Raw genomic sequence first — 11,921 nt, 5'->3', positions numbered from 1 at the left:
CCGGGCCAACTTATATCGAGGAAAGTCACCTGAATTGCGCTTTGCCAGATCGTCGACGGCATCCTCGATCGACACCCGCCCCGTCATGACCAACGACCTCAGATGGCCGTAAGCCGTCTACGCATCGCACTTGTGCACGTCCATGAGAAACAGAACGGCCTCGACCACGTTCGGCCGTCGTGCCAGGCGGCTTTCCAGATCGGCGATCCGGACCAAAGCCTCCCGCCGGGTCTGGAAGGAACGGACGGCGACCACGAGCGCACCGTAGATACCGGTGGAACCGATCGGCTTGCTCATGTGGGCCCCAGCCCCGCACTGGATAGCCCATCCCACCCGGCTCGGCGCCCGATCAGCGCCACCATCGGCATGGGCAGATCGCTCTGCGGCCAGGGGAATTGTTCCTCATGCCCCATATTTGCATCGAACAGGATCAGATCGGCCGCCTTGTGCTCGGGAGCCAGGTTCGGCCACGCATGGGCGACCTCCATGCCGAGGCGTTCCAACTGGCAGGTCAGGTGATCCACATCGCCGTGCGGACGGTGCAGGATAACCGCCTTCCAGCCACGAAAATTCGGTGTCTTGAAGGCTTTCAATCTCATTTGACAACCCTCAGAAAAGTCGCCTCTCGATCGTTACCCGACCCCGGCAGATCGTCACGACTGGCATTCAGATTGACCAGATAGGGATCGGGCGCGACGGGCTACGCGGCGAGCGTGAGAATGCGGAACCCGCCACCGACCCGCCCGTCTCCGGCCACCTCCTCGACGCCGCCGATATACGGCGTCAACGTCGCGTGCTGGGTCGATCGATCGATGGTGGGCGGCGCGACAGGGGTGGAGAGTTCCAGATCGGGCAGAAGATCGCGCACCGCTTCCACCTCGACGGATCCGCCCGCCTTGATCGCCTGCGCCAGCGCTCAGACGGCCTGATAGGGCCCCGCGAACATGGCCGAAACGCCAGCGCCAAGCCGTCCGATTCCGGCGCGCCGCGCTCGCATCCGCGCAACGAACTCGCGGTTCTGCGCACTATCCACCGTCTCGAAATAGCTCGTCGTGGAGAGATGACCCCGGCCGCAGCCGTGCCGATGCTCGACAACTCTGCTTCCGTCAGATTGCAGCTCAGAACGGGCATCACTTCTGGACGGAACGTCGGATCAACCGCCGCAAGCTCATGCAGCGCCCGCAGGAAGGCATAGCTTGAATCGCCGATCAGGTTGTTGAAAACAAAATCCGGGCGGAGTTGGGCGATCTCGGCAACCAGATGCTCGATCTCGACATTGCCGACCGCAACGTAGCGCTCGCCCAGCACGCTGCCTTCCCGGGCGACGAGAATTTCGCGGGCGATGCGGTTCATCTCCCAGCCCCAGATGTAGTTGGATCCGGCGAGAAACGCGCGTTTGCCGAACCCCGGCAGAATGGCCGCAAACAGCCGCACGATGTTCTGGTTCGGGCAGGCGCCCGTGTAGATCACCCGCTCGTGGCTTTCGAAGCCCTCATAAGGCGTCGCATACCAGAGCAAGCCCTGATGGCGCTCCAGAACCGGCAGGACTTCCTTCCGACTTGATGGCGTCTGACATCCGATAATGTGGCGGCACCCGCCCTCGGCCATCATCTGCCGGGCAAGAACCGCATACTGATCGGCCTTGCCCGCAGGATCCGCCACGACGGCCCGAAAGCGGAAATCGAACAGGTCGCTGGCGTTGACCTCCTCGATCGCGATCAGCGCGCCCTCAACCGCTGCCCGCCCGATCGGCGCATAGGCCCCGATACCGGAAAACAGCACTCCCAGAGGTATTTCCGCGCCTCGCATCATCGCGTTCCCGTCGTGTTGATTTTCTCCTGCCCTGCCCCGCGCCAAGCACAAAAAACCCAGAAAACGCAATCCACGCGGGATTAGCGAGAAACCGGAGCGCAAATGCCGTGCGGCGAGCCATGGGCCGCTATGTTGGATCAAGCATTACGAAGGATCGTTAACTTGTCAATCGGCTCCAAGCCCAGAAAACCGGCGTGCCCAATTCTCAGACACGACCACGCTCCCCATGCGAAAGCCAGCACAGCCGGACAAGGACAATCCTCCGTCGAACAGAAACTCTCCAACCAGGAAATGGAAAAAATACGGAGAGTCAAAGATTAGTCAAAAATCACAATGGAAACTCAAACGAAACTGGAGCCTTTCGACCCGACTGTCCGATGATGGGGTCAGCCGCATGAATGCGCAGGGCACTTGCCTAATATTTGATCCTGCCAGATCAATTTCAAAGCAATTTTCACAACCTCCTGATTTCGCGACGTCTTTTTTCCGTAGATAAAGCGCTCCCGATTTCAACTGATCATATAAAACATTGAATTCGTTGATCTTATTTCGAGAAAAGCGCAAAACTCGAACCAACTCGTCACAAATGGACGAAAAGACCTCTCATTCCCCCGGTTTCCCTCGCTCAAACGCTCTTCACCGAAGCCAAACCAGCCGAACGAGCCCTGATGCAAGGCACTTGACCCTCCCGGACGGACCAAGCTCCTGCCCCATCACGATTTCAGGCGCGATCGGAAATTCATGCTTAAATTTCGCATTACTATCCATTTTGTAAATATATATACGAACCATTAGAAATAAAAAGACAATAAATAAATATAATAATTCTACATTTACGATTGATATTTAGAATAATAGCGCAGGGATACACATAGAAACTTCAAATCCTGCTCATGCGCCCTTTCAAGAATGTGTTCACCGACCGCTCCCGACGACGCGGCGGTCGAGCGATACATCTGACCCTTATGATACATCTGACCCTTATTACGTGCGCAAGCGCAACCGGGCTGGCGGCGTTCGAGCTCGGCCGTTCCATTTCCCACCTCTCCAGTGACGACGCCTTCACCGTGATCGTGCTGGGCGGGGCGATCGGCCTGAGCGGCCTGTGTTTCGGCTTCATCTTCGGACGATGCCGCCCCCAGCCCCGCACGGATGAACTGCACACCATTCGCGAGCGGCTCGAACAACAATCATCGGATATCGATCGGCTGGCCGAAGAGGCGCAGGACGCGCGCACAACCCTGCTCGATGCGATCGAAAGCACGCAAGAGGGTTTTTCGATTTTCGACGATCAGGACCGCCTCGTCCTGTGCAACGCACCCTTTCGCGCGCTTTATCCCGAAGTTGCGGACCAGATCCGGCCCGGCGCAACCTTTCGCGACCTCATCCGCGCCGCAGCACAGGCCGGAATCTACGGGCCGATCGATGACCTGGAGGCCTTCATCGAACACCGGGCAACGCACCGCCGCAGCTGGTCCTTTGCCGCGGTCGAAGAGAGCCTTGCCGACGGACGCTGGATCCGCATCTCCAATCGGATCACGCGCACGGCAGGATCGTCAACGTGCTGACCGACATCACAGACGCCAAGACCCGCGAGAATGCCCTGTCCGATGCCTATGCGCGCCTTGAGCAGCAAGCCGCGGCACTCGAAGAGCAGGCCCTTCGCCTGGAGGAACTGGCAAGCGCCGCCCAGAGCGCCAACCGCGCGAAATCGGAATTTCTGGCCATGATCAGCCACGAGATCCGCACTCCGATGAACGCGGTCATGGGGTCCTGTCAGCTTTTGCGCGATACGAATCTGGACGCCGAACAGCACCTCTTCTCCAACGGCATCGATAAGGCCGCCCAGCATCTGCTGGGACTGGTCAACGACATTCTGGACATCTCCCGGCTGGAGAGCGGCCGGATGGAACTGCGCCCGAGCGACTTCAACCTTCAGGCGATGTTGGAGCGTCTGTTGAATGTCGCACGGGTTTTGATCGCAGAGAAACCGATCGACTTGCGCCACGACTTTGCGCGCAACCTGCCGCTGATCATTCACGTCGACCGCGACCGATTGCACCAGATCGTCTTCAACCTGTTCGCCGAAGCCAGATGCGTGGAATTTGTCGCCGGACGCGGCAAGAATGATGGGGACGACATCATCTTCTTCGAAATCCGCGATACAGGCATAGGCATACCGCCTGCCGACGTTCCCCGGCTATTCAATACGTTCGAGCAGGGCAGCACGCGCAACGGCAAGGAGGCTGCCGGTTCCGGCATGGGACTAGCGATCTGCAAACGGCTTGCGTATCTCATGGAAGGAACGATCAACCTGTGCGAGCGTCGGGGCTATGCCACAACCTTCCGTCTCGACATTTCCATGGTCGAGGCCGAGCAGGACGCGCTGCAACCTGCGACTGTAGAACTCCCCCCGGATCACATTGCCGATAGCTCGCAATCCGCTTTGCGTATCCTGGTCGCCGAGGACACCCCCGCCAGCAGGACGATCGTCACCAAGATGTTTGAGCGCAGCGGCCATACGGTGAAGGCCGTCGCCGATGGTCAGGAGGCGCTCAAGGCCATCAGGGACGAACCTTTCGACCTGGTGATCCTGGATATCCAGATGCCGTGCCTCGACGACTTCGCAACCGCCATGAGCGTGCGTTGCCTGCCCGAGCCGATGAACGCCGTTCCCATATTTGCCCTTTCTACACAGGTTCACGCCGATAGCCGCGATCGTGCCGCGCGCGCCGGCTTCGATGACTATCTGGTCAAACCGCTTCGACAAGACGATCTGGAGATGGCCATCAACGCGATCACGACCGGTTCTCCTCGCAGCGACGGTCACCTCCCGCTTGCGAGCACGGAAGAAACAACACCTCACGCAGATCCCATGGCAACAGACGAGCCGAAGCCGGACGCCGTCCCGCACATCAACGCCTCCGCCTTGCGCGAACTCAAGGACGCCGTGGGCACGGAGACATTCGACGACCTTCTGGACAAGCTGCACGGCAATACGAGCGACTATATCGACGCCCTCGAAACAGCGCTTGAGGAGAACGATCTCCCGGCCATAGGCACTGCGGCCCATCGTTGCGCGGGCCTGTTTGCCCAGTTCGGTCTCGACGACGTCACCGTTCTGGCTCGCTCGGTTGAAGATGCAGGCGACGAGACAAGACCGGAGCGCGCCATGCTCCTACTGACCTCCCTCCGCCAGGTCCTCGGGTTGCTCGACGACGGCAGCCTCCAACGCGCCGCCGACTAGCAAAGAATGATGTCTGCATGACACCGTTCCCTGCCCATATGCAAAACTAACTTAGCGTATTTTCGTATATATTATTCAATATAATATTAAATAATTCGCATTAATCATTATTTAAGCGATTTGATGTACAAGTATAACTTGAAAATATCGACTTATAACTACAAGTGACTACTAGTACTGAATCCGAATGGAATCCCAACAACGGCCCTGCACGAAGAATAGATGCTAACCATAGATCTACCCGAACATCTGGACATCGAGGCAGCAACGGCGCTGAAGGTCGCGTTGACGGTGGAGGACAGCGCCGAGCGCAACGTTTGCGTCAATGCCGGGCAAGTCGATCGCGTCGGAACGGCCTGCCTTCAGGTTCTTCTGGCCGCCGGCCGCACCCTGAATGCCGAGGGTCGCACCTTCACCATCGCCTCCCCCTCACCGGCGCTTCTGACCGCGTGCACGGATCTGGGGCTTATCGAAGAACTGCAATGCCGGAGCACGGATTAAATGGGCAAGTGGGTTCTGACCGTCGATGATTCCAAGATAATGCGCGACATGGTCCGCTTCAAGCTCAACGTGGCAAGCTTTGATGTGGTGGAGGCCTAAGACGGCGCCAAGGCGCTTACCCTTCTGGACGGGACACAAGTCGACCTGATCATCACCGACATCAACATGCCCAACATGGACGGCGTCACGTTGGTGGCAGGAACACACCATCGCACCATTCCCATCCTCATTCTGACGACGAAAGGTGGAGACCAGAAGAAGGCGGAAGGACGCGCGGCGGGAGCTACCGGCTAGATCGTCAAGCCCTTCGCGCCCGACAAGCTGCTCCAGGTCGTCAACAAGGTTTGCCCGTCGAGCTGACGACTGGAGGACCGAGCCGTTGAGTTCCGATCGCCCTGACACCGACGACTTCGCACAATTCCGCCAGACCTTCTTCGAGGAATGCGCGGAATTGCTGTCCGCGCTCGACGAACACCTAGCCGACTTGCAGGAGCATGCGGCGGACACGGAGCAATTGAACGCGATCTTCCGCGCCGTCCATTCGATCAAGGCGGGTGCGGGTGCGTTCAGCTTCACCCGACTCGTCACGTTCTCCCATACCTATGAGGCCCTGCTCGATGCCCTGCGCGACGGCCAGGTCCAACAGAGCGAGGCCGTGACATCGGTTCTCGTGCGCGCCACCGACGCGCTGGCGACGCGGGTGAAAGCGGCACAGGAGGGACGCGAGCTTGCCCCCGATTTCGGCGAAGCGGAAGCGGCGGATCTGAATGCTCTTCTCAAGCAGGCGGGGCTGTCAAAGCAGTCGGACACACCTTCCGACAGTTCTGCCTCCACGGCAGCGGCAACCGCGCCGGAAACGCCGACCTCCACCCGCTATTCAATTCGCTTTGCTCCCTTTCTGGAACTGTTCCGCCACGCCAATGAGCCGCTTCTGCTCATCCGTGAACTCATGCGGCTCGGCACCTTCACGCTGTCCTGCGACACAAGCCCGCTTGCCGCATCTGAACGCGATCGAACCCGAAGACGCCTATCTCGCCTGGGATATCGAGATCGAAACCGAGCACTCGGTTGCCGATTTGCAGGAGATCTTCGAATTCGTCGACGAGGATTGCGACCTGGTCATCGCACGGATGGCATCCCCGGCAGAGACAGTCGCGACGAACGCAGGCAAAGACGAAACCGCAGAAACCGCGCCCGAGGATGCGGGAACGACGCCTGCGCCCGAGAACCGCGCCTGCCGTACAGGCCCCGACGCTCGCCGCAGCGGCGTCCGAGGCAGGCTAGGCCGCGGCCAATCAGAAAGGCTCGGGTGTTACCTCCATTCGCGTCGATCTCGCCCGCGTCGACCGGCTGGTCAACGTGGTCGGCGAGCTCATCATCGCACAATAGATGCTCGTCCAGCAGTCCAACGCGGACGAGATGGAGACACCGCCGCTCGCCGCCACGCAAGGGTTCGACGAGATCGCCACGCTGACGCGTGAATTGCAGGAATGCGTGATGGCGATCCGCATGCAGCCGGTCAAATCCGTCTTCGCGCGCATGCCGCGCATGGTGCGCGACATCTCCGCCAAGCTCGGCAAGAAGGTTCGGCTCATGACTGCCGGAGAACGGACCGAAATCGACAAGACGGTCATCGAGGAACTCGCGGATCCGCTGACTCACATGATCCGCAACGCCGTTGATCACGGCATCGAGGCTCCCGATGTCCGCGCCACGAACGGCAAGTCGGAACAGGGCACTGTTCGCCTGACCGCCAGCCATGCCAGCGGTAACATTCTCATCGAACTGACCGATGACGGCGCCGGTATCAGTCGCGAAAAGCTGTCGCCAAGGCGGTGGAGAAAGATCTCATCGCCCCCGATGCCAAGCTTTGCGACGACGAGATCGACGATCTGATCTTCGCACCAGGCTTCTCAACCGCAGCCGCCGTATCCGACGTGTCGGGGCGCGGCGTCGGCATGGATGTCGTGCGCCGGAACATCGTCAATCTCGGCGGCCGCATCACCATGCGCCCGAAAGCGGGCAAGGGCACCCGTTTCACCCTGAGCATCCCGCTCACCCTGGCGGTGCTTGACGGGATGCTGGTGGCCGTCGGACGTGAGAAATACATCCTCCCGCTGACGAGCATCGTGGAAAGCTTCAAGCCGGATCGCGCACATGTCCGTGCCCTGACCGGCGGCGGCGAAGTTGTGTTCATCCGCGGCGAATACATCCGCCTCATTCACCTCAGCCGCATCTTCGGCGTGCGCGAGGCCATTCCCGTCGCATGGGACGGCCTCGTGGTCCTGGTGGAGAGCGCCAACAACAGCAAGATCGTCATCGTGGTCGATGAGCTGATCGGCCAACAGCAGGTGGTGATCAAGAGCCTGCACGACAATTTCGAGCCAATTCCCGGCATATCCGGCGCCACCATTCTGGGTGACGGCCGCGTGTCCCTGATCCTGGATGTCGAGCAGTTGCGCCGCATGCCTGATCACGCGTCAGGACATGTCGCCCGTCCGTCCCAGATTTCCACCGACACCGAGATCGCACCGGCTTCGTCACCCGAAACGGGAGCCCCCTTGCCGCTCTGGCTTGAGCAAGACGAAGGATTGTCATGAGCAACATCGAAGACATGCCCCCGTGGCGGAAACGACCGCCAAGCCGGACCAGTCCGTGCGCGAAACGCGTCAGTTCATCAGTTTCCGCGTCGACAGGGAAGAATTCACGATCGACATCATTTCGGTGCGCGAGATCAAGGGCTGGACGGAAACGGCGACCCTGCCCAATCAGCCCCAGTACAATCGCGGCGTCATGAACCTGCGCGGCACATCGTGCCGATCTTCGATCTGCGCTGCCGCTTCGGCATGGGCATGACCGAGGCTTCGGCCTTTCACGTGGTCATCATCGCCAGCGTGATGGACCGGACCATCGGCCTGCTCGTCGATGCGGTTTCCGACATCCTGACCATCGACTCCGACGAAATCAGGCCGGTTCCCGAAACAGAGCATGCGGCATCGACCGCCTATCTGTCCGGCATCGTCACCACCCAGAACGGGATGGTCATCATTCTATCGCTCGAAAAGCTCTTCGGACGCGAACAGACGACGGTGAATGGAGAGATCGCCGCTTGACAGGAATGACCGGACGCCGCCGCAACGAGGAAGAGCGGCCCAGGCATCCCCCAACTTGAACTCTCGCCGGGTGCGTAACGGATAGTCCCTCGCCAGCCCAATCCGAAAGGTCGAAAGGAAACACAAGATGTCCTGATTCAACTCCGCCGGCGGTGCGGCCCCCCAGGAACAGGGAATCGATCGCAACATGCGTCAGGCGATCGACAACGTGTCGACGACGGTCATGATGATCGATCGGGATTTCACGATCACCTATATCAACGAAAGCACGATGAACTTGCTGAACGAGCACGCGGCGCATTTCCGCGAACTCGTGCGCGACTTCGATCCCAGCAAGATCCTCGGCATAAACATTGACGTGTTCCACAAGAACCCGAGCCATCAGCGCCGCCTGCTCACCGATCCTGCCAACCTTCCGCACAGGGCGGAGATCAAGGTTGGTCCGCTCATCACCTAGCTCAACATCACGGGCATTTTCGACAAGGAAGGAACCTATGTCGGCAACGCCTTGGAATGGGCAGACATCTCCGAACTCAAAGAGCTAAACGCCAATTTCCGCGGTCAGATCGAAGCCATCAACAAGGCTCTGGCGGTGATCGAACCCGCACCCGACGGAACGATCCTGCAGGCAAAAGAGAATTTCGAAAACACGATCGCCTACCGCTTCGATGAGATCAAGGGCAAGCACCACTCCATCTTCATGCACAAGAACGAGCGAGACTCGACCGAATACCGTCTCTTTTGGGAAAAACTGCGCCGCGGCGAACTCGACCGGGGGCAGTACAAGCGCGTCGCCAAGGATGGACACGAGATCTGGCTGGAAGCCAGCTACAACCCGATCCTCGATGGTGACGGCAAGGTGTTCAAGGTGGTGAAATACGCCTCCGACATCACCGAACAGACCAACCAGAACGCCAACTATCGCGGCCAGTTGGAAGCGATCAACAAGGCCCAGGTGGTCATCGAGTTTTCTCTCGACGGAACGATCATCACCGCCAACCAGAACTTCCTCGCCACCCTCGGCTACAGCATGGAAGAACTGAAGGGCAAGCACCATTCGGTGTTCGTGGAACCCTCCTACCGGCAGTCGTCGAAGTACCGTCAGTTCTGGGAGAAGCTCGGTCACGACATCTATGACAGCGGCCGTTACAAGCGCATCACCAAGACCGGCGAGGAAATCTGGATTCAGGCCAGCTACAACCCGATCCTCGACGCCGACGGACGCCCCTACAAGGTCGTCAAGTTCGCGACCGACGTCACCGAGGAGGTACGGCTGTCGCAGATGCTGGAAAACGCCGTCTCCAATTGCCAAACGGCCGTCACCGCAGCCAAGTCGAACGACCTGCGCAAGCGCATTCCGCTGGAAGGCATGACGGGCGACGTCGCCGACATGTGCGAAGGCATCAACGGCCTGCTCGACACCATGTCGAACCTTGTCGGGTTCATCATCTCCTCTTCGCGCTCGGTCAATGAAGGTGCGGAGGAGATCACCACCGGCACCAACGATCTCTCGCAGCGCACCGAGCAGTAAGCTTCCAACCTGGAGGAGACGGCCGCCTCCATGGAGGAGATCGCCGCCACCACGAAACAGAATGTGGACAACGCCCAGCAGGCCAAAACCCGCGCACCGGCTACGGCGGAATGAACCAATTCATGTTGCCGCAAAGGCGGAACCGGCAACTGAAGCGACGTCAACCCCGCCATGCGCTACGGCAATTTCGCCATGGAAGCCCTGATCAACAACGTGCTGAAGAGCGGATGTGCGCGCTCCGATCTCGAAATCAAGCTTTTCGGCGGCGCCAACCTCTACAACGGCCCAAGCATGGTCGGCATGCAGAACCTGGAATTCGCCCTGAATTACCCGAAGACCGAAGGGCTCCCCCTCAAGATGCAGGATCTCGGCGGTCCCCGCGGTCGGCGGATCCACTATTTCCCAACCACTGGCGCGGTCAAACGCCTGTTGTTGAAATCCACCACGGATCTCGACCTGATCCGCTCCGAGCAGGACTACATTCAGTCCCTGCGACAGCAGCCGATCGAAGGCGACGTCGATCTTTTCGATTGAGGATAACGATGCCGCAAAAACCGATCCACGTACTGATCGTCGACAATTCCGCACTGATCCGTCAGATGCTGACCCAGATGCTGTCCGGCGATGCGGATATCGAGGTCGTCGGCAGTGCCTCCGATCCCTATGTCGCGCGCGACAAGATCAAACACCTCTTGCCCGATATCATCACACTCGACATCGAAATGCCGCGCATGGACGGGTTGGAATTCCTGCACAAGATCATGACATTGCGTCCGATGCCGGTGGTCATGGTGTCGTCGCTGACGCAGGCCGGTGCGAATACGATCTTGCAGGCGCTCGAAATGGGCGCGATCGACTTCGTCGCCAAACCGACGGTCGACCTGCAGGTGGGGCTTGCCGAAAAGCAGGATGAGATCCGGGCAGAGGTCAAGGCGGCGGCCTCGGCCAACCTGCGGCGCGAAGCGGTCCGGGCCTCGGTCCAACCGCGCGCCAGCGGCTACTCCTCCAAGGAAAAGATCGTCGCCATCGGCGCCTCCACCGGCGGTGTCGAGGCCCTTAGGACCGTTCTTGCCGCCCTTCCCGCCAATAGTCCGGCCATTCTTAATCACCCAGCACATGCCGGTCCACTTAACCTCGACCTTCGCCAAACGCCTCGACGGTTTGTGCAACATCGCAGTGGAGGAAGCCTGGGACGGCACGCGCGTCCTGCCCGGACATGCCTATATCGCCCCCAGAGACTGCCACCTGCGCCTGGCCCGGAGCGGCGCCAACTACGTGTGCAAGATGGGAGGCGATAATCGCGTATCCGGTCATTGCCCCTCGGTCGACGTGCTGTTTTCTTCCGTGGCGACTGCGGCAGGCGACAACGCGCTCGGCGTGATCCTCACGGGAATGGACAAGGACGGGGCGCAGGGGCTTCTGGAAATGTGCAAGGCCGGGTCACCACCTTCGGCCAGGACGCCGCAAGCTGCATCGTTTACGGCATGCCACGCGCGGCGATGGAATGCGGAGCCGTAGAAATACAACTTCCTCTGGATCACATTGCCCAGAATATTCTGGATGCATGCAGTGCAACGTCGTCACGAGCGACACGTATATAAATAATTACACAAGCACAAACACGTATAAATTATCATATTTCATTCAATTAAATTCATTTAAAAAATTGTAAAAATATATATATATTCAAGAATTTAGATCAAATTATTAAAGTATT

14 protein-coding genes and 3 pseudogenes are annotated in these 11,921 nt (G+C 59.2%); 14 read left to right on the top strand and 3 right to left on the bottom strand.

From position 1 onward, the window contains the following. Positions 1 to 117 precede the first annotated feature (117 nt). From QNJ43_RS22370 to QNJ43_RS22360, 3 genes are all read right to left on the bottom strand, one after another. Positions 118 to 297, bottom strand: coding sequence for a hypothetical protein (locus QNJ43_RS22370; protein ID WP_300473231.1), 180 nt, complete (start codon positions 295 to 297; stop codon positions 118 to 120). Continuing rightward, on the bottom strand, positions 294 to 599 hold the full coding sequence (locus QNJ43_RS22365) for a hypothetical protein (protein WP_300473228.1): 306 nt from the start codon (positions 597 to 599) through the stop codon (positions 294 to 296). Before QNJ43_RS22365 ends, QNJ43_RS22370 begins: the two co-directional genes overlap by 4 nt. Positions 600 to 783: 184 nt before the next feature. Further along, a complete protein-coding gene (locus tag QNJ43_RS22360; protein ID WP_300473225.1) occupies positions 784 to 1,812 on the bottom strand; it encodes a transporter substrate-binding protein in 1,029 nt (342 codons plus the stop codon). 965 nt (positions 1,813 to 2,777) lie between these two features. On the opposite strand from QNJ43_RS22360, the gene QNJ43_RS22355 reads away from it, so the two are divergent. From QNJ43_RS22355 to QNJ43_RS22295, 14 genes and pseudogenes are all read left to right on the top strand, one after another. After that, positions 2,778 to 3,380 carry a PAS-domain containing protein gene (locus QNJ43_RS22355; RefSeq protein ID WP_300473223.1) on the top strand — a complete coding sequence of 201 codons (603 nt, stop codon included), beginning with the start codon at positions 2,778 to 2,780 and terminating at the stop codon, positions 3,378 to 3,380. Beyond that, a complete protein-coding gene (locus QNJ43_RS22350) occupies positions 3,374 to 5,059 on the top strand; it encodes a histidine kinase dimerization/phospho-acceptor domain-containing protein (RefSeq protein WP_300473221.1) in 1,686 nt (561 codons plus the stop codon). The genes QNJ43_RS22355 and QNJ43_RS22350 overlap by 7 nt, the downstream gene beginning before the upstream one ends. A 222-nt stretch (positions 5,060 to 5,281) precedes the next feature. Continuing rightward, positions 5,282 to 5,560, top strand: coding sequence for an STAS domain-containing protein (locus tag QNJ43_RS22345; protein WP_300473220.1), 279 nt, complete (start codon positions 5,282 to 5,284; stop codon positions 5,558 to 5,560). Between the two features lie 111 nt (positions 5,561 to 5,671). Then, a pseudogene (locus tag QNJ43_RS27655) lies at positions 5,672 to 5,854 on the top strand (response regulator); the annotation flags it as partial. Beyond that, a pseudogene (locus tag QNJ43_RS27650) lies at positions 5,805 to 6,191 on the top strand (Hpt domain-containing protein); the annotation flags it as partial. The pseudogenes QNJ43_RS27655 and QNJ43_RS27650, both read left to right, overlap by 50 nt. Positions 6,192 to 6,880: 689 nt before the next feature. Continuing rightward, positions 6,881 to 6,949, top strand: a complete 69-nt coding sequence (locus tag QNJ43_RS27645; RefSeq protein ID WP_346433104.1) for a hypothetical protein — start codon at positions 6,881 to 6,883, stop codon at positions 6,947 to 6,949. Continuing rightward, a complete protein-coding gene (locus QNJ43_RS22330) occupies positions 6,950 to 7,456 on the top strand; it encodes an ATP-binding protein (RefSeq protein WP_300473215.1) in 507 nt (168 codons plus the stop codon). Next, entirely contained in the window at positions 7,396 to 8,160 is a 765-nt protein-coding gene (locus QNJ43_RS22325) for a chemotaxis protein CheW (RefSeq protein ID WP_300473214.1), read from the top strand. Before QNJ43_RS22330 ends, QNJ43_RS22325 begins: the two co-directional genes overlap by 61 nt. A gap of 22 nt (positions 8,161 to 8,182) precedes the next feature. Beyond that, entirely contained in the window at positions 8,183 to 8,416 is a 234-nt protein-coding gene (locus tag QNJ43_RS22320; protein ID WP_300473211.1) for a chemotaxis protein CheW, read from the top strand. Further along, on the top strand, positions 8,374 to 8,673 hold the full coding sequence (locus QNJ43_RS22315; RefSeq protein ID WP_300473209.1) for a chemotaxis protein CheW: 300 nt from the start codon (positions 8,374 to 8,376) through the stop codon (positions 8,671 to 8,673). The genes QNJ43_RS22320 and QNJ43_RS22315 overlap by 43 nt, the downstream gene beginning before the upstream one ends. 187 nt (positions 8,674 to 8,860) lie before the next feature. Beyond that, positions 8,861 to 9,130: a PAS domain-containing protein gene (locus QNJ43_RS22310; protein WP_300473207.1), complete on the top strand. Its 270-nt coding sequence runs from the start codon at positions 8,861 to 8,863 to the stop codon at positions 9,128 to 9,130. Positions 9,131 to 9,181: 51 nt separating this feature from the next. Continuing rightward, on the top strand, positions 9,182 to 10,204 hold the full coding sequence (locus tag QNJ43_RS22305; RefSeq protein WP_300473204.1) for a PAS domain S-box protein: 1,023 nt from the start codon (positions 9,182 to 9,184) through the stop codon (positions 10,202 to 10,204). 171 nt (positions 10,205 to 10,375) lie between these two features. Beyond that, entirely contained in the window at positions 10,376 to 10,738 is a 363-nt protein-coding gene (locus QNJ43_RS22300; protein WP_300473200.1) for a hypothetical protein, read from the top strand. Between the two features lie 8 nt (positions 10,739 to 10,746). Then, a pseudogene (locus QNJ43_RS22295) lies at positions 10,747 to 11,805 on the top strand (chemotaxis response regulator protein-glutamate methylesterase). The last annotated feature ends 116 nt before the right edge of the window (positions 11,806 to 11,921 follow it).

The sequence above is a fragment of the Breoghania sp. genome (genome assembly GCF_030066895.1).
GTDB lineage: Bacteria > Pseudomonadota > Alphaproteobacteria > Rhizobiales > Stappiaceae > Breoghania.
This window is presented reverse-complemented; position numbering and strand designations above follow the sequence as displayed.